This is a genomic window from Variovorax sp. OK212 (genome assembly GCF_900112425.1).
Taxonomy (GTDB): Bacteria; Pseudomonadota; Gammaproteobacteria; order Burkholderiales; family Burkholderiaceae_C; genus Variovorax.
Genome location: NZ_FOLP01000004.1, coordinates 265,335 through 281,755, shown reverse-complemented (window position 1 = coordinate 281,755; position 16,421 = coordinate 265,335). Strand labels below are relative to the sequence as shown.

Below are 16,421 nucleotides of genomic sequence, written 5' to 3'. Positions count from 1 at the left end.
AGGGGGAGGGAGCCGACACCGACACCAACACCAATCCCAACACCCTCTTCGACCACAAGGAACCCATGTCTTATCAAAAGCTCCAGCCCGGCGCATCGGGCGCCATCGGTGAACTCGCCGCCATGCAGGCCGTCGTCTGCCACGGCCCCAAGGACTACCGGCTCGAAACCGTCGCCCTGCCCGCCATCGGCCCGAACGAGCTGCTGATCTCCATCGCCGCCTGCGGCATCTGCGCCTCAGACTGCAAGTGCCACTCGGGCGCGAAGATGTTCTGGGGCGGCGACGGCCAGCCCTCGTGGGTCAAGGCGCCGGTCATTCCGGGCCATGAATTCTTCGGCTACGTCGAGGCACTCGGCGAAGGCGCGGCGGACCACTTCGGCGTGGAAAAAGGCGACCGCGTGATCGCCGAGCAGATCGTGCCCTGCGGCAAGTGCCGCTTCTGCACCACCGGCAAGTACTGGATGTGCGAGGTGCACAACATCTTCGGCTTCCAGCGCGTCGTGGCCGACGGCGGCATGGCCGACTTCATGCGACTGCCGTCCACCTCGCGCGTGCACAAAATCCCCGACGGCATCCCGCTGGAAGACGCGGCCATCATCGAGCCGCTCGCCTGCGCGATCCACACCGTGAACCGCGGCGACATCCAGCTCGACGACGTGGTGGTGATCGCCGGCGCCGGCCCGCTGGGCCTGATGATGGTGCAGGTGGCCGCGCTGAAGACGCCGAAGAAGCTGATCGTGATCGACCTCGTGCCCGAGCGCCTCGCGCTGGCGAAGCAGTACGGCGCCGACGTCGTCGTCAACCCGAAGGCCGAGGACGCCGGCGCCGTCGTCAAGGACCTGACCGAAGGCTACGGCTGCGACGTGTACATCGAGACCACGGGCGCGCCCATCGGCGTGACGCAGGGCCTGGACATGATCCGCCGGCTCGGGCGTTTCGTGGAGTTCAGCGTGTTCGGCGCGGAAACCAGTGCCGACTGGTCGATCATCGGCGACCGCAAGGAGCTCGACGTGCGCGGCGCGCACCTCGGTCCCTACTGCTACCCCATCGCCATCGACCTGCTGGCGCGCGGCCTCGCCACCTCGAAGGGCATCGTCACGCACGACTTCCCGCTGACCGAATGGGAGCGCGCCTTCGCGCTGGCAAACTCGCTGGATTCCATCAAGGTGCTGCTCAAGCCGCAGCCCCGATCCTGAGAGACAACACCCATGAAATACGTGATCGGCGTCGACATCGGCACGCAGAGCACCAAGTGCCTGCTGGTCGGCATCGACGGCAAGGTGCATTCGCAACGCAGCGTGGCCTACCAGCCCGAAACACCCAAGCCCCTGTGGGCCCAGCAGGACTGCGCGGTGTGGTTCGACGCGGTGTGCGAGAGCGTGCGCGCCTGCGTGGCGGCCAGCGGCGTGGCCCCGGCCGACATCGCGGCGATGTGCGTGAGCAGCCTGTACGGCGGCGCGGGCATTCCGGTCGATGACGCGATGCAGCCGCTGCACCCCTGCCTGATCTGGATGGACCGCCGCGCCACCGACGAAGTGGCATGGGTGAACGCGAACGTCGACGTGCCGCGGCTCGAGGCCATCACCGGCAACGGCGTGGACAGCTACCACGGCTTCACCAAGATCCTGTGGGTGCGCGAGCACCTGCCGCGGGTGTGGGAGAACACGCGCCACTTCCTGCCGCCTAACAGCTACATCAACTGGCGGCTCACGGGCGAGCTCGCGGTGGACCACAGTTCGGCCGGAAACATCGGCGGCGTGTACGACGCGCAGCGGCGCCAGTGGTCCGGCGAGGCGATGGGCATGCTCGGCATTCCGGCGCGCATGATGCCGCCGCGCCTCGTGGAGTCGAGCGACGTGGTCGGCGGGCTGAGCGCCGAATGGGCCGAGAAGCTGGGCCTTGCCGAAGGCATGCCGCTGATGGCGGGCGGCGTCGATGCGGCGGTGGCCACCTTCTGCGCGGGCGTCACCGGCAGCGGCGACCACGTCGCGATGATCGGCACCAGCATGTGCTGGGGCTTCGTGAGCCCGACGGTCGATGCGCGGCACCAGCTCATCACCATGCCGCACGTGTACCGCGGCGCCGACCGCAGCTATGTGTTCGGCGGCGCGATCACCGCGGGCGCGGCCATCACGTGGTTCCGCGAAGCCTTCTGCCAGGCCGAGGTGGCCGAGGCCGCGCGCACCGGCGAGGACGCGCACGCGCTCATCGAGCGCAAGGCCGTCGACGTGCCGCCGGGCGCGCAGGGCCTGGTGTTCCTGCCCTACCTGATGGGCGAGCGCAGCCCCATCTGGGACGCGCAGGCCAAGGGCGCGTTCATCGGCCTGTCGCTCGCGCACAGCCGCGCGCACCTGTACCGCGCGGTGCTCGAAGGCGTGAGCTTCGCGCTGCAGCACAACATCGAGGCGGGGCGGCAAAGCGGCCAGCCGCTGGACGACCGGCTCATCGTGGTCGGCGGCGCGGCGCACTCCGACCTGTGGATGCAGATCGTGGCCGACATCACGGGCTACCCGGTGTTCACCATCGAGGAAGAGGTCGAGGCGGCACTCGGCGCGGCCATGCTCGCCGCGCTGGGCGCGGGGCTGGTCGATGCGGCGACGGCCGAGCGCGGCTGGGTCACGCTGGTGGAACGCGCGCGGCCCGAACCCGCGGCGCAGGCGGTGTACCGCGAGCGCTTCGAGATCTACAAGTCGCTTTATCCGGCGTTGCGCGATGCGATGCATCGGCTGAAGTGAATGGCTGCGCCCCGAGCACGAACGCCCATCGCGATGCATTCGACATGACAACCTCCTTCGACTTCTCCAACAAACGAGCGCTGGTGACGGGCGCGAGCAGCGGCATCGGCCGCGCGGTGGCCGCGCGCCTGGCGCAGGCCGGCGCGCAGGTCACGGCCGTGGGCCGCAACGCCGCGGCGCTGGCGGCCCTGCACATGGAGGCCGGCTGCACGCCGCTGGTGCTCGATGTGGCCGACACAGGCGCGCTGGAAAACGCACTGGCGGCATTGCCCGCATTCGACCTCGTGGTGAATTGCGCAGGCATCGCATTGCTCGAGCCGGCCGTCGACCTGCGGGCCGACAACTTCGACGCCGTGATGGCCGTGAACGCGCGCGCCGCGGCGCTCGTGGCCTCGCGCTGCGGCAAGGCGATGATCGCGGCCGGCGTGCGCGGCAGCATCGTCAACGTGTCGAGCCAGGCCGCGCTGGTGGCGCTCGACGCGCACCTTTGCTATTGCGCGTCGAAGGCCGCGATGGACGCGATCACGCGCTCGCTGTGCCTGGAGTTCGGGCCGCACGGCATCCGCGTGAACAGCGTGAACCCGACCGTCACGCTCACGCCGATGGCCGAGCAGGCCTGGGCCGATCCAGACAAGAGCGCCGCGGCCATCCGCGGGATTCCGCTGGGCCGCTTCGCGCAGGTCGAGGAAGTGGTGGCGCCGGTCCTGTTCCTGCTGAGCGACGGCGCGTCGATGGTGAGCGGCGTGGCGCTGCCGGTGGACGGCGGCTACACGATCGCCTGACTTCTCGAACCTGGCGGTGTCAGCTCAGCCCAGGTCAGGCGAGGCGGGTGCCGCCGCGCCGGGATTCGAGCATCGCGTCGAGGTTGCGCGTGATCTTCTGCTCGATCATTTCGCTGAAGCTGCTGAACAGGAAGCCCAGCGTCGCGTCGAGCTTGAAGGTGCTCTCGGTGACCTCGACGGTGCCGTCGATGCCGGCGCGGGTGAAGGTGGCCACGTCGAGGCCGTCGCCCTGGGTGTAGACGCATTCGAGGCCGAACTCCTGTTCGGCCTGCTGGATCCATTTGTGCGCGACGGCGCGCGCGCCGGCAATGCCCAGCGTGTGGTTGCGTTCGATGTGGATGTCAGGCACCGTGATCTCCGATTTTGTGTTCCGGGCTGGAATGGGTTTGCAGGACGCCGCTGGCCGCCTGGAGCGCGCTGCGGCGCTGCGCATCGGTCGGCAGCGCGGCAATGCGCTTGACTGCAGTGTAAAAGCGCGGCCAGTCGCGGCCTTCGCGGTCGAACAGCGCCTCGAAGCCGGGCACCAGGTCGTCGTAGGCGCCCTGCGCGCCGAACGCCGCGTTGTTGGCGCGCGCCACCCAGGCGTCGTAGGCGTTCTGGCGCGGGCCGCTCCAGGCGGCCTTGAGCTTCTGGTAGCGATCGCGGAAGTCGGCCATGGCGGCCTGCTTCATGGCTTCGACCCTGGTCCAGTCCTCGGCCTTGGCTTCGGGCGACTCGTAGACCTTCGTGAGCGCGCGGCGGGTGTCCAGCGCGAGCGCCCGGAAGTCCTGCCGCTGGCCGTCGAACTGCGCATACTCGCGCCGCGCCGGCTCGCCGGCCTCGCGCTGCAGCCACATCGCGCCGCCGATACGCTCGACCGCGGTGGCGTACGACTCGTTGAACACCGTGTCGCCGGCCACGTAGAGCACCTGGTGCGCGAGTTCGTGGAACACAAGGCGCGCCAGCTCGCCTTCGGGGTAGCCGATGAAGGTGGACAGCAGCGGATCGCCGCCGGCCCAGTTCATCCAGCCGAGCGTGGAGTACGCGGGCACGGGGTACACGGCCACTTCCATGCCGCTCGTCTTCTGCGTCTGGGCTTCGGCCTTGGCCGCCGCCTCGTCGTAGTAGCCGCGGTAGCCCACGCAACCCGCCACCGGGAAGCACCAGCTCTTCAGCGTGAGCGAGTACGGCGGCGCGGCCACCACGTTCCACACGGCGGCGGCGCGGTGCAGGTCGGCGTACGACTTGTAGCTGGGGTTGTCGGGCAGGCCCAGCTGCGACGAGGCGAAGGCGCGGATGCGCTGCGTGAGTTCGAGCTTGGCCTTCAGCGCCGCCGACACGGCCGGGTCGGCCAGCCACTCGGGCACGGGCTTGGCCGCCCGCATGATGCCGATGTGGCCGCTGGCCGACTGCCAGTAGTAGCCCAGGTCGGCGCAGCCGCCCAGCAACAGCGGGCCGGCCAGCGCGAGCGCGGAAAGAAGCCTCACGCCTTCTCGACCTCGACGAGGCAGTCGTAGAAGGTCGGGCCGCGGCCGATGTCGGTCAGGCGCTGGCTGGTCAGCTCGTTGACGTTGGTGCCGTCCATGCCGAGCTTGCGCCACCAGATGCCCATGCCGTGCACCACGCCCTGGCGCGCGCGGCGCGACACCTCGGCGCGGCAGCGGTGCTCGCCGCGCTTGTTGAACACGCGCACGAGCGAGCCGTCCTCGATGCCGCGGGCGGCGGCGTCTTCCGCATGGATCTCCAGCAGCGGCTCCACCTCGATGGCGCGCAGGCTGGTCACATTCACGAAGGTCGAATTGAGGAAGTTGCGCGCCGGCGGCGAGATCATGGCCAGCGGGAAGTCGGTCGAGCTGCCGGCCGGCTCCCAGTTGGGCACGTGGTCGGGCACGCCGTTCATGCCCATGGCCTCCAGCCGGGCGCTGAAGAATTCGCAGCGGCCCGAGGGCGTGGGGAACTTGCCTTCGGCGAACGGGGCCTCGGGCAGCTTCACGCTGGTGAAGCCCTGTTCCAGCAACTGGGGAAAGTCGATGGCGTTCTCGGCGAAGGCGGTGCGGCACAGCGCCTCGTCGGAATCGGAGAAGCAGGGCTCGGTGAAGCCCATGCGGCGCGCCAGTTCGCGGAACACCCAGGCGTTGCTGCGGGCCTCGCCGCGCGGCGCCACGGCCGGGCGGTTCAGCAGCACGTCGGTGTGGCCGTAGCTGCAGTGGATGTCCCAGTGCTCCAGCTGTGTGGTGGCGGGCAGCAGGTAGTCGGCGTAGTCGGCGGTGTCGGTGCGGAACTGCTCCAGCACCACGGTGAACAGGTCTTCGCGCGCGAAGCCCGCCGCCACCTTGGCCGACTCGGGCGCCACGGCCACCGGGTTGCTGTTGTAGACCACGATGGCCTTCACCGGGTGGGCGGTGTCCAGCAGCGCGTCGCCGATGGTGCTCATGTTGATGGTGCGCGGCTTGCGCCCGGCCAGCAGGTCGGGGCGCTGCAACGCGGCGCGGTCCACCGGGTAGTGGCCCGAGCTGCTCAGCAGCAGGCCGCCCGCGCGGTCGCGCCAGGCGCCCATCAGCGCCGGCAGGCAGGCGATGGCGCGCGCCGCGTTGCCGCCGCCGCGCACGCGCTGCATGCCGTAGTTCAGGCGGATGGCGGCCGGCTTGGTGGTGCCGTAGGCCTGGGCCAGCGCCACGATCTGCGCTTCGGGAATGCCGCAGACCTCGGCCGCGCGCGACGGCGGCCACTGCAGCGCGCGCTCGCGCAGTTGCTCCCAGCCCAGCGTGTGGCTGGCGATGTAGTCGTGGTCGAGCCAGTCGTGCACGATGAGCTCGTGCATCAGCGCCAGCGCCAGCGCGGCGTCGGTGCCGGGCAGCAGCGCGACGTGCTCGTCGCACTTGTCGGCGGTTTCGGTGCGGCGCGGGTCGATGCACACCAGCCGCGCGCCGGCGCGTTTGGCGGCCTGGGCGTGGCGCCAGAAATGCAGGTTGCTGGCGATCGAGTTGCTGCCCCAGATCAGGATCAGCTTGGCCTCGGCGAAGAACTCGATCCGCATGCCGACCTTGGCGCCCAGCGTGTAGACCATGGCCTCGCCGCCGGCCATGGAGCAGATCGTGCGGTCCAGCAGGGTGGCGCCCAGCTTGTGGAAAAAACGACGGTCCATCGACTCGCCCTGCACCAGACCCATGGTTCCCGCATAGCTGTAGGGGACAATGTCTTCGGGTTTTCCCTGTAATACTTCAAGATGCCTGGCGATGTCGTCCAGCGCGTCGTCCCAGCTCACCGGCTCGAACTGGCCGGAACCCTTGGGGCCGACGCGCTTGAGCGGCTGTACCAGCCTTTCGGCATGGTCGTTGCGCTCGATGTAGCGCGACACCTTGGTGCACAGCACACCCCCGGTATGCGAATGCGCGGCATTGCCCTGCAGCTTCACGGCCACCCCGTCCTTGACGGTGGTGACCAGGGCGCAGGTGTCCGGGCAGTCGTGGGGGCAGGCGCCCAGCACCGTGGAAACGGTGGCGGGCAGGGGTGCTTCTTCGAGCAGGGAATCCGGTGCGTGGGGCATCGGGCAAGTCTAATTTGTGCGCGAGACAGCGCGCGGGAGGGGGTTTTGAACATGACGATGAATCGACGACATTTTTCTTTGGCCGCAGGCGCGGCGGCGCTGGGCGGCTTCGGCATCGCCCGCGCGCAGGGCGACACGCCACTGGTGCTCGGCCAGTCGGCGCCTTTCACCGGCCCGGCGGCACAGCTGGGCGTGCAGTTCCACCAGGGCGCCAAGCTGTTCCTGGACCAGTACAACGCCCAGCCGGGCCGCCGCAACGTGGTGATCAAGAACCTCGACGACGGCTACGAGCCCGACCGCTGCGCGGCCAATACGCAGAAGCTCATCGACGAGGACGTGTTTGCGCTGTTCGGCTACGTCGGCACGCCGACCAGCCTGGCCGCGCTGCCGCTGGCGGTGAAGGACCGGGTGCCGTTCATCGCCCCGCTCACCGGCGCGATGTCGCTGCGCGAGCCGTTCCAGAAGAACGTGTTCCACCTGCGCGCCTCGTACAACGACGAGACGGCGCTGATGGTCAAGCAGCTCACCCACCTGGGCCTGAAGAAGATCGCGGTCTTCTATCAGAACGACGCCTACGGCAAGGCCGGCCTCGACGGCGTGACGCAGGCGCTCGAGCAGCAGCAGCTCAAGCCGGTGGCGCTGGGCACGGTGGAGCGCAACTCGTCCGACGTGGCCCAGGCGGTGAAGAACATCATGGACGCGCGGCCCGACGCCGTGGTGCAAGTGGGTGCTTACAAGGCCTGCGCCACGTTCATCCGCGAGGCGCGCAAGGCCGGCTTCGGCGGCACCTTCTTCAACCTGTCGTTCGTGGGCACGCAGGCGCTGTCGGACGAGCTGGGCAAGGACGCCTCGGGCGTGATGGTGACGCAGGTGATGCCGTCGCCCTTCAACCCCGCCAACGCGCTGGCGCGCGAGTTCACCGAGGCGGTGCGCAAGGCCGGCAACGGCGCCACCGCCAATTTCTCGGGCATCGAAGGCTACCTGGCCGCCAAGGTGCTGACCGAAGGCCTGCGCAAGGCGCCGGGCAAGCCCACGCGCGAGAGCCTGATCGCCGGGCTGGAAAGCATCGACCGCCAGCCGTTCGGCGGGTTCGAGGTGTCGTTCTCGCCGAAGAGCCACGTGGCGTCGAAGTTCGTGGAACTGTCGATGCTCACGGGCGACGGCAAGGTCCGGACCTGAAGACCTGAAAATCTGAAGACCGAGGAACGGACCCGCAAAAGGTCCGGGTCTCGGGATGCGGATCAGGCGGCGGTGCCGCTCAGGCCGTTCACGGCCTGGAACATCGCCTGCCTCGCCTGGCTGACGATCTGCCCGCGCCAGGCGTCGGTGTCCGTGTAGAACGCCTCCAGCATCCGCGCCCGGATGCCGTCGGCCAGGTCGGCCGGCGCCTGCGGGTGCTTGTGCAGCCAGTGGTCGGCGCGCAATGCGCCGGTCACCTCCAGGATGGGCAGCGTGCCGTATTCGAGCGCGATGCCGGTGTACTCGGCCTGCGGGCACTCTTCGTACACCGAGTCCCACATCAGCCCGCGCAGCAGCGCCGAGGTGGAAGAACCGTCGTAGATCGAGGTCACCGGCGCCGCCGGCGTACCCCACCACGCGTTGGCGCGGCCATAGGCGGTCTTGTCGTCCTTGCCGGCGTAGATGCGCTCGCCCAGGCCGTTCGGCCCGAGCCCCGTGTGCAGGTCGATCCAGGCGATGCGCCGGGCGTGGCCCGCGTGCCGGCGCAGCACGCCGCGAATGGTCTTGTTGCTCCAGGTCGGCGCCTTGCCGCCGAAGAACAGGCCGTCGTCGAACTGGTACTGCCCGCTGGTCACGGCCGCCTGGTAGGCGGTGGCGCCGTGCTTGTCGATCCACTTGGCCACGCCCGCCTGGTTCTCGGGCGTGGGCGGCCAGGTGGCGGGCAGCAGCAGCTCGTGCAGCTTGGCGTAGGGCTCGTTCACCGGTACCGGCTTCGAGAAGTCGATGAAGTTGCGGTTCAGGTCGACGTTCTCGTGCGTCACGCGCCGGCCGTGCGAAAAGCCGTGCGGGTTGAGCGCGTGCACGTACAGCACGGCCACGCCCTGCGCCCTGGCCTTCTCGCGCCATTCGGCGTCGTGCAGCGCGAACACCTGCACGCCGCTGCCGCAATGGCCCTCCACGCCGTGGCAGGCGCTGGTGACCACCAGCAGGTTGTCGGCATCGGCGTTGCCGTCGAGCGCGACGTCCATCGACAGTTCCTCGCCGTCGCGCCCCTTGAGCGGGTGCGCATGCGGCTCGACCGTGAGGCCGGCGCTCACGCAGCCCTGCAGGAACTTCTGGCGCGCCTGGGCGTAGCGCGAAGAAAAGGCCTCGGCGATTCCGATCATCTGGCGATCACCTCGCTACGGATTAGGGAAGGGACTGCGAACTCTGCGACTCGGCGAACAGCGCGCCGGTCAGCCGGCCGCGCCGGGCTTGAGGAACTGCTCGGCAATCTGCACCCAGCAGGTCGCGCCCAGCGGGATCAGGTCGTCGTTGAAGTCGTAGCTCGCGTTGTGCAGCGTGCACGGGCCTTCGCCGTGGTGCACGTCGCGGTGCGCGCCGTCGCCGTTGCCGATGAAGGCATAGGCGCCGGGCTTGGCCTGCAGCATGAAGGCGAAGTCTTCCGAGGTCATGGCGGCCTCCTGCCTGAGCACGTTGTCGGGGCCGACGATCTCGCCCATCACGCGGCGCGCGAAGTCGGCCTCGGCCTCGGTGTTGATGGTCGGCGGGTAGTAGCGCTCGAAGCGGAAGTCGCAGGTGGCGTCGTGCGCCGCGCAGATGTGCTCCGAGATCTGCTTCATCTTCGCCTCGATCATGTCGAGCACTTCCAGCGAGAAGGTGCGCACCGTGCCCGTCAGCTCGCAGTTGTCGGGAATCACGTTGTTGGTTTCGCCCGCGTGGATGGTCGTGACCGAGATCACGGCCGAATCGGTCGGCTTCATCTTGCGCGTGAGGATGGTCTGGAACGCCTGCACGATCTCGCAGGCGATCGGCACCGGGTCGACGCCGGTCTGCGGCAGCGCGGCGTGACCGCCCTTGCCGATCACGTTGACGTGGAACTTGTTGCCCGAGGCCATCACCGGCCCGGGGCTCACGGCGAACTGGCCGGCCTTCATGCCGGGCCAGTTGTGCATGCCGAACACGGCGTCCATGGGGAACTGCTCGAAGAGCCCTTCCTTGATCATCTCGCGCGCGCCGCCGCCGCCCTCTTCCGCCGGCTGGAAGATCAGGTAGACGGTGCCGTCGAAGTTGCGGTTCTTCGCCAGATGCTGCGCGGCCGCCAGCAGCATGGCGGTGTGGCCGTCGTGCCCGCAGGCGTGCATCTTGCCGTGGTGCTGGCTGGCGTGGGCGAAGGTGTTGAGCTCGGTGACGGGCAGCGCGTCCATGTCGGCGCGCAGGCCCACGGCGCGGTTGCCGGTGCCGTTCTTGATGATGCCCACCACGCCGGTGGTGCCCAGGCCGCGGTGAATGGGAATGCCCCATTCGGTGAGCTTGCCTGCCACCACGTCGGCGGTGCGGACTTCTTCGAAGCAGAGTTCGGGATGGGCGTGGAGGTCACGTCGGACGGCGGCGATGCCGGCCGCCTGCGTGACGAGCGAATCGATGAGTTTCATGTTTCACAGTCTAGGCTTTGCCACGACACCCGCAAAGACCGTGCCGGGTAATTCCTACGCTTGCCTCAAGCTGCGCGCACTTCGCTCCCCCCTGCCGGAGGCAACACCTGCGGCCCGGGAAAGCCGGTTGCGCGGTGTTCCTCCCCAAAAGATTCAGCGCCCGATGCTCTTCAGGTAGTCCGCGCGCGCGGCCAGCGCGGTGTCGGTGAAGTCGGTGAACACGCCGTCCACGCCGAGCTTGTAGTACACGCCGTATTCGTTCCTGCCGTCCTTGGCGTAGTCGGCCGCCAGGCGGCGCGACTCGTTGCGGAAGGTGAAGGGGTGCACGAACAGGCCGGCCTTGTGCGCGTCGGCGATCAGCGAGGTGGGCGCGGTGGAGGTGGCGTCGGCGTCGTTGATCTTGCCGTCCTTGTTCACGTCCACCGGCTTGCCGTCGGCGCCGATCGTGCCCTTGATGCTCACGATGTAGCGCTTCCACGGCCCGATGCCGTCGGCATAGGTCTTGATCTCGGCCAGCCCCGCGGGCGTGACCATGGCGTCGAAGTTGCGCTTGTCGCCGGCCTTGGTCCAGTCGTAGGGGCGGTCGCTGGGCACGGCGAAGGTCACGGCGCCGGTCTTCAGGTCGACGCTGTCGCCGTCGATCAGCTGGATGAGCCGGGTGTTCAGGCCCTTGCTCTTCATGTACTTCAGGCTGCCCGGCTCGAACGACTGCACATAGATGGGCGCGGTCTTGCTGTTCCAGCCGGCGGCGTTGATGGCGGCGATCATCTTGTCTTCCAGCGGCAGCCCCAGGTCGCGGAAGTAGGTCGGGTTCTTCGACTCGGGATAGATCGCGATGGTGCGGCCGGTTTCCTTCGACTTGGCCTTGGCGAAGTCGATGATCTCCTGGAAGGTGACGATCTTGTACTTGCCGTTGAATTCCTGCGGCCGCTCGGCGTCGGTCGAGATGCCGCCCAGCGTCCTGATCTCGGCCAGCGTGAAGTCGTTGCTGAACCAGCCGGTCTGGGTCTCGCCGTCGACCTTGATGGTCTTCTTGCGCGAGGCGAAGCGCGGGTGCCTGGCCACGTCGGTGCTGATGGCCAGGTTGGGGTCGTGGCGGGCGATGAGCACGCCGTCCTTGGTGGAGACCAGGTCCATCTCGATGACGTCGGCGCCGAGCTCGACGGCGCGCGCGTAGGCCTCGAGGGTTTCCTCCGGCAGGTAGCCCGAGGCGCCGCGGTGGGCAATGACCAGCGGCGGCTTGCCGTCGAGCGTCATCGGCTTGTTGGTGGAACCGGTGGGGCCGCTGGTGCTGCAGGCCGCAACACAAAGGGCGGCGGTGGCCGTCAGGGCGAGTTGAAGGGTGCGCATGGTCTTGGGCTCTCCATCCAAAAGAAGCGCAGGGTACCCGCTGCGCGTGACAGCCGCGACTCGCGCGCACACGCGGCGCCGACTTCCGGGAGAATGCGCCGCATGCTCCATACGCTTTCACCCCAAAGCCTTCTGATGGCCCAGACCCTGGTGCGCATGAACACCGTCAGTGCCAACAGCAACCTCCAACTGATCGACTTCGCACAGAGCCACCTCGCGGGCCTGGGCGTGAAAAGCCGCATCACCTACAACGCCGAGCGCACCAAGGCGAACCTGTTCGCCACGCTGGGCGAAGGCAAGCCGGCCGGCGTGATCGTCTCGGGCCACACCGACACGGTGCCCTGGGACGGCCAGGACTGGAGCGTCGACCCGCTCTCCGCGGTGGTGCAGAACGAGCGCCTGTACGGGCGTGGCTCGGCCGACATGAAGAGCTTCATCGCCATTGCACTGTCGAACGCCCACCGCTTCCTGGAAAGCGACTCGCCCTTCGCGGTGCACTTCGCCTTCAGCTACGAGGAAGAGATCGGCTGCTTCGGCGTGAAGGAACTCATTGCCGACATGCGCGAAGCCGGCATCAAGCCGCTGGCCTGCATCGTGGGCGAGCCCACCAGCATGGTGCCGGCCATCGCGCACAAGGGCGTGTACCGCTACAAGTGCTGCGTGCGCGGCAAGGAAGCGCACTCGTCGCTCACGCCGAAGTCGGTCAACGCCATCGAGATGGCGGCCCGGGTGATCGGCAAGGTGCGCGACATGGCCGAGGACTTCGAGCGCAGCGAGCCGCGCTACGAAGGCTTCGACGTGCCCTTCAGCACCGCCAGCGTGGGCCAGTTCCACGGCGGCATCGCCGACAACGTGGTGCCGCGCGACGCCGAGTTCCGCTACGAATTCCGCGACCTGCCCACCGCCGACGCCAAGCGCATGCAGGCCGACGTGGTGGCCTACGCGGGCAGCCTGGAGCCGGCCATGAAGAAGGTCGCGCAGGACACCGGCTTCCAGTTCGAGACCATCTGCGAGATCCCCAGCTTCCTGGGTTCGGCCGACGACCCCATCACGCTGCTGGCACAGCGCCTGGCCAGCGAAGACCGCACCACGCTGGTGGCCTTCGGCACCGAAGCGGGCCTGTTCAAGAACGCCGGCATCCCCACCGTGGTGTGCGGCCCCGGCAGCATCGAGCAGGCGCACCAGCCCGACGAGTTCGTGAGCCTCGAGCAGCTCGCGCGCTGCGAGCTGTTCATGGAGCGCCTGGCGTCCAGCCCCACCATCGGTTGAGATTGGCCGAAGGCAACGACGCACTGCAGCGCATGAAGCGCGTCGCGCTCGGCCTGCTGTGCGGCGCGGCGCTGCTCTATGCGCTGGCCAGCGCGCTGCACGCGCAGCATCCGGCCTGGGGCTACGTGGCGGCCTTTGCCGAGGCCGCCATGGTCGGCGCCATTGCCGACTGGTTCGCGGTGGTGGCGCTGTTTCGCCATCCGCTGGGCCTGCCGATTCCGCACACGGCCATCATCCCCAGCAACAAGGACCGCATCGGCGCCAAGCTCGCCGGCTTCATCTGCGACAACTTCCTGAGCACCGCGCAGGTGCTCGACAAGGTGCGCCAGTTCGACACCGCCGGGCGCATTGCCGGCTGGCTCGCGCGCCCCGCCAGCGGCCAGAAGCTCGGTGAATGGGGCGTGGCCGCCACGCGCTACGGCCTCTCGGCCTTCGACGACGAACGCGTGCGCGACTTCATGGGCCGCGCCGCCGCGGCGGGCCTGCAGAAGATCGACCTGTCGCGCCTCACCGGCCAGGCACTCGACGCGCTCACGGCCGGCGGGCGCCACCAGGCGCTGCTCGACGACGTGCTGCAGCAGGTGGCCGGGCTGCTCGAGGGCGACGAGCTGCAGGCGCACATCACCGAGGCCATTGCGCGCGAGATCAAGACGCTGCGCTACGTGGGCCTGGACCAGGTGGCGGCCAAGCTGGCCACGCGCAAGATCGTGGCCGCCGTGGCGCGCACCATCGGCGAGCTGGCGGCCGAGCCCGACCACCCCATGCGCAAGCGCTTCGACCATTTCGTCGACGACTTCGTGGTGCGCCTGAAGCTCGACCCCGAGTTCCAGCAGCGCGGCGAGCAGATCCGCGCCGAGCTCATCGCGCACCCCGCGCTGGGCGACTACCTGCACGGGCTGTGGGGCGAGCTGCTGGCCTGGCTGCACGACGACCTGGGCCGCGGCGACTCCACCATCCGCCAGCGCATCGCCTCGATGGCCGGCGCGCTGGGCACGCGGCTGCAGGGCGACGAGGCCATCCGCCGCTGGATCAACGAGCAGGTCGAGGCCGCCGCGCCGCTGGCCATCGAGCGCTACCGCGAGGACATCCGCCGCTACATCGAGGAGCGCGTGGGCGAGTGGAACGCACAGGAGATGACGCTGGAGCTGGAGCGCCACATCGGGCGCGACCTGCAGTTCATCCGCATCAACGGCACGCTGGTGGGCGGGCTGGTGGGGCTGCTGATCCACACCGTCACGCAGCTGCTGCGCGGCTGACCCGCCGGCCGGACGACGGCCCGCGCAGGCCCGGGTAATCCACAGCGGACGAAAGTCCGCATCGTGTCCCCCGAGAGACTTCAGGGCCGCGGCCTCCTCCTAGACTGCTTCGCGCACCCAGCATCAACAGAAGAGGAGACACGCACCATGCCCCGTCGAAGCCTTCGCGCGAACCTGCAAGCGAGCCTGCAAGCGAACCTGCGAGCCGCCGCGCTGACCGCCACCCTCACCCTGCTGGCCGCCTGCAGCAGCCTCTCGCCACCGCCCACCCGGCCCGCCGCGTGGGCCGCGCCCGAGGTGCTGGTGGCGCCCTCGTCCTTCGCCGGCGTGCACGGCCTGGCCATCGACGCCAAGGGCCGCCTGCTCGCGGGCTCGGTGCTGGGCAACACGCTGTGGGAGGTCGACCGCACCACCGGCGCGGCCAAGGTGCTCGTCGATGCGCCCGAAGGCCAGGCCGACGACATCGCCGTGGGCCCCAAGGGCGAGCTGGCGTGGACCAACTACCTCATGGGCATGCTGCGCTACCGCGAGAACGACGGCGCGCCGCTGCAGGTGCTCGCCAAGGACCTGCCCGGCCTCAACTCGCTCGACTTCGACCGCCGCAACGGCAAGCTCTACGCCTCGCAGGTGTTCCTGGGCGACGCGCTCTGGGAAATCGACCGCGCGGGCCAGAAGCCGCCGCGGCTCATCAAGAAGGACATGGGCGGCTTCAACGGCTTCGAGGTCAGGCCCGACGGCCTGCTCTACGGCCCGCTGTGGTTCAAGGGGCAGGTGGTGAAGATCGATCCGGCGAACGGCAACATGACCGTGATCGCCGACGGCTTCAAGATTCCGGCCGCGGCCAACCTCGACGGCAAGGGCAACCTCTGGGTGGTCGATGCGCGCAGCGGCGAACTGGTCAAGGTGGACCTGGCCACCGGCCGCAAGACCGTGGCCAAGCAGCTGCGGCCCTCGCTCGACAACCTGGCCATCGCCAAGGACACGCCGGACGGCACCATCTACGTATCGAACATGGCCAACAACGAGGTGCAGGCCTTCAACCCCGCCACCGGCGAGCTGCGCACGCTCACCAGCGGCAAGGTGGCGGTGCCGGCCGGCATGAAGATCGACGGCAACGACCTCTGGGTGGCCGACGTGTTCGGCTTCCGCCAGGTCGACGTGCGCACGGGCGAGGTGCGCGACGTGTTCCGCATGCAGCGCGAGCCCGAGCTCGACTACCCGTTCGCGGTCGGCCTGTCGCCCCAGTTGTTCGCGCTGACCTCGTGGTTCACCGGCACGGTGCAGCTGGTGGACCGCCAGACGCTGAAGACCGTGGAAATCGTGCACGGCCTGAAGGCCCCGTTCGACGCCATTCCCATGCCCGACGGCAGCCTGGTCTACGCGGAGATCGCCACCGGCAGCATCACGCGCGCCAGCGGTCCGAAGTTTGCCCAGAAGTCGGTGCTTGCCAGCGGCCTGAACGGCCCGGTGCAGATGGTCATCGGGCAGGACGGCGCGCTCTACGTGACCGAGGCGGCCGGCAAGCTGCTGCGCATTCCGCTGGACGCCAGCGCGCCGCTGCGCACCGTGGCCGACGGGCTCGCCCTGCCCGAGGGCCTGGCGCAGACGCCGTGGGGCAGCTTCATCGTGGCCGAGAGCGCGGCGCGCCGGCTGCTCGAGATCGACCCCGTCACCGGCAGCCGCCGCACGGTGGCCGAGAACCTGCCGATCGGCCTCGCCCCCGGGGCCGGCCTGCCGCCGCCGTACGTGGTCACGGGCGTGGCCGTGGGCCGCGACGGCACGGTCTACATGAGCGCCGACAAGAACAATGCGATATATCGGATTCGCGCCGTAAGGTAGGGTAACAAGAAGTGTAATTACCTGTTTACTTTTTAAAACAAACATTACAG

Annotated in this window: 13 protein-coding genes; 7 read left to right on the top strand and 6 right to left on the bottom strand. The window is 68.9% G+C overall.

What is annotated here, in order from left to right:
- The first annotated feature begins 65 nt into the window (after positions 1-65).
- Genes BM004_RS15035 through BM004_RS15025 form a run of 3 tightly spaced genes read left to right on the top strand, consistent with a single transcriptional unit; the run spans position 66 to position 3,517 of the window.
- Positions 66-1,196, top strand: coding sequence for an alcohol dehydrogenase catalytic domain-containing protein (locus BM004_RS15035; RefSeq protein WP_093214475.1), 1,131 nt, complete (start codon positions 66-68; stop codon positions 1,194-1,196).
- A 12-nt stretch (positions 1,197-1,208) separates the two neighbouring features.
- Positions 1,209-2,735, top strand: coding sequence for an FGGY-family carbohydrate kinase (locus BM004_RS15030; protein WP_093214472.1), 1,527 nt, complete (start codon positions 1,209-1,211; stop codon positions 2,733-2,735).
- A 44-nt stretch (positions 2,736-2,779) separates the two neighbouring features.
- Positions 2,780-3,517 (top strand): SDR family oxidoreductase, encoded by a 738-nt coding sequence (locus BM004_RS15025; protein ID WP_093214470.1) that lies wholly within the window; start codon positions 2,780-2,782, stop codon positions 3,515-3,517.
- A gap of 34 nt (positions 3,518-3,551) precedes the next feature.
- Here the strand turns inward: BM004_RS15025 and BM004_RS15020 are convergent, their stop codons facing one another.
- The 3 genes from BM004_RS15020 to BM004_RS15010 are packed head-to-tail and all read right to left on the bottom strand — an operon-like array spanning position 3,552 to position 7,043.
- On the bottom strand, positions 3,552-3,866 hold the full coding sequence (locus tag BM004_RS15020; RefSeq protein ID WP_093127581.1) for a polyhydroxyalkanoic acid system family protein: 315 nt from the start codon (positions 3,864-3,866) through the stop codon (positions 3,552-3,554).
- Positions 3,859-4,983 carry an aminopeptidase gene (locus BM004_RS15015; RefSeq protein WP_093214467.1) on the bottom strand — a complete coding sequence of 375 codons (1,125 nt, stop codon included), beginning with the start codon at positions 4,981-4,983 and terminating at the stop codon, positions 3,859-3,861. Before BM004_RS15015 ends, BM004_RS15020 begins: the two co-directional genes overlap by 8 nt.
- Positions 4,980-7,043: a molybdopterin-containing oxidoreductase family protein gene (locus BM004_RS15010; RefSeq protein WP_093214464.1), complete on the bottom strand. Its 2,064-nt coding sequence runs from the start codon at positions 7,041-7,043 to the stop codon at positions 4,980-4,982. Before BM004_RS15010 ends, BM004_RS15015 begins: the two co-directional genes overlap by 4 nt.
- Before the next feature lie 51 nt (positions 7,044-7,094).
- Here BM004_RS15010 and BM004_RS15005 point away from each other — a divergent pair, with 51 nt between their 5' ends.
- Complete coding sequence (locus BM004_RS15005) at positions 7,095-8,222, top strand: ABC transporter substrate-binding protein (RefSeq protein ID WP_093128103.1); 1,128 nt, start codon at positions 7,095-7,097, stop codon at positions 8,220-8,222.
- 62 nt (positions 8,223-8,284) lie between these two features.
- Here BM004_RS15005 and BM004_RS15000 read toward each other — a convergent pair whose 3' ends face one another.
- From BM004_RS15000 to BM004_RS14990, 3 genes are all read right to left on the bottom strand, one after another.
- Complete coding sequence (locus BM004_RS15000; RefSeq protein ID WP_093214461.1) at positions 8,285-9,388, bottom strand: M14 family metallopeptidase; 1,104 nt, start codon at positions 9,386-9,388, stop codon at positions 8,285-8,287.
- Between the two features lie 69 nt (positions 9,389-9,457).
- Entirely contained in the window at positions 9,458-10,657 is a 1,200-nt protein-coding gene (locus BM004_RS14995; RefSeq protein WP_093214459.1) for a M20 aminoacylase family protein, read from the bottom strand.
- 153 nt (positions 10,658-10,810) lie between these two features.
- The gene (locus tag BM004_RS14990; protein ID WP_093214456.1) at positions 10,811-12,007 is read right to left on the bottom strand and encodes a glycerophosphodiester phosphodiesterase; all 1,197 of its coding nucleotides are present in this window, start codon (positions 12,005-12,007) and stop codon (positions 10,811-10,813) included.
- A 102-nt stretch (positions 12,008-12,109) separates the two neighbouring features.
- Between BM004_RS14990 and argE the strand changes: the two genes are divergently transcribed.
- The 3 genes from argE to BM004_RS14975 all read left to right on the top strand — a co-directional run bounded on the left by argE (position 12,110) and on the right by BM004_RS14975 (position 16,371).
- Complete coding sequence (gene argE / locus BM004_RS14985; RefSeq protein WP_093127596.1) at positions 12,110-13,276, top strand: acetylornithine deacetylase; 1,167 nt, start codon at positions 12,110-12,112, stop codon at positions 13,274-13,276.
- Between the two features lie 2 nt (positions 13,277-13,278).
- Positions 13,279-14,532: a DUF445 domain-containing protein gene (locus tag BM004_RS14980; RefSeq protein WP_256219906.1), complete on the top strand. Its 1,254-nt coding sequence runs from the start codon at positions 13,279-13,281 to the stop codon at positions 14,530-14,532.
- 147 nt (positions 14,533-14,679) lie between these two features.
- Complete coding sequence (locus tag BM004_RS14975) at positions 14,680-16,371, top strand: NHL repeat-containing protein (protein WP_093214454.1); 1,692 nt, start codon at positions 14,680-14,682, stop codon at positions 16,369-16,371.
- The last annotated feature ends 50 nt before the right edge of the window (positions 16,372-16,421 follow it).

Coding starts and splice junctions, on each gene's coding strand:
- BM004_RS15035 (WP_093214475.1), top strand. CDS start 66: ATGTCTTATCAAAAGCTCCAGCCCGGCGCATCGGGCGCCATCGGTGAA.
- BM004_RS15030 (WP_093214472.1), top strand. CDS start 1,209: ATGAAATACGTGATCGGCGTCGACATCGGCACGCAGAGCACCAAGTGC.
- BM004_RS15025 (WP_093214470.1), top strand. CDS start 2,780: ATGACAACCTCCTTCGACTTCTCCAACAAACGAGCGCTGGTGACGGGC.
- BM004_RS15010 (WP_093214464.1), bottom strand. CDS start 7,043: ATGCCCCACGCACCGGATTCCCTGCTCGAAGAAGCACCCCTGCCCGCC.
- BM004_RS15005 (WP_093128103.1), top strand. CDS start 7,095: ATGACGATGAATCGACGACATTTTTCTTTGGCCGCAGGCGCGGCGGCG.
- BM004_RS15000 (WP_093214461.1), bottom strand. CDS start 9,388: ATGATCGGAATCGCCGAGGCCTTTTCTTCGCGCTACGCCCAGGCGCGC.
- BM004_RS14995 (WP_093214459.1), bottom strand. CDS start 10,657: ATGAAACTCATCGATTCGCTCGTCACGCAGGCGGCCGGCATCGCCGCC.
- BM004_RS14990 (WP_093214456.1), bottom strand. CDS start 12,007: ATGCGCACCCTTCAACTCGCCCTGACGGCCACCGCCGCCCTTTGTGTT.
- argE (WP_093127596.1), top strand. CDS start 12,110: ATGCTCCATACGCTTTCACCCCAAAGCCTTCTGATGGCCCAGACCCTG.
- BM004_RS14975 (WP_093214454.1), top strand. CDS start 14,680: ATGCCCCGTCGAAGCCTTCGCGCGAACCTGCAAGCGAGCCTGCAAGCG.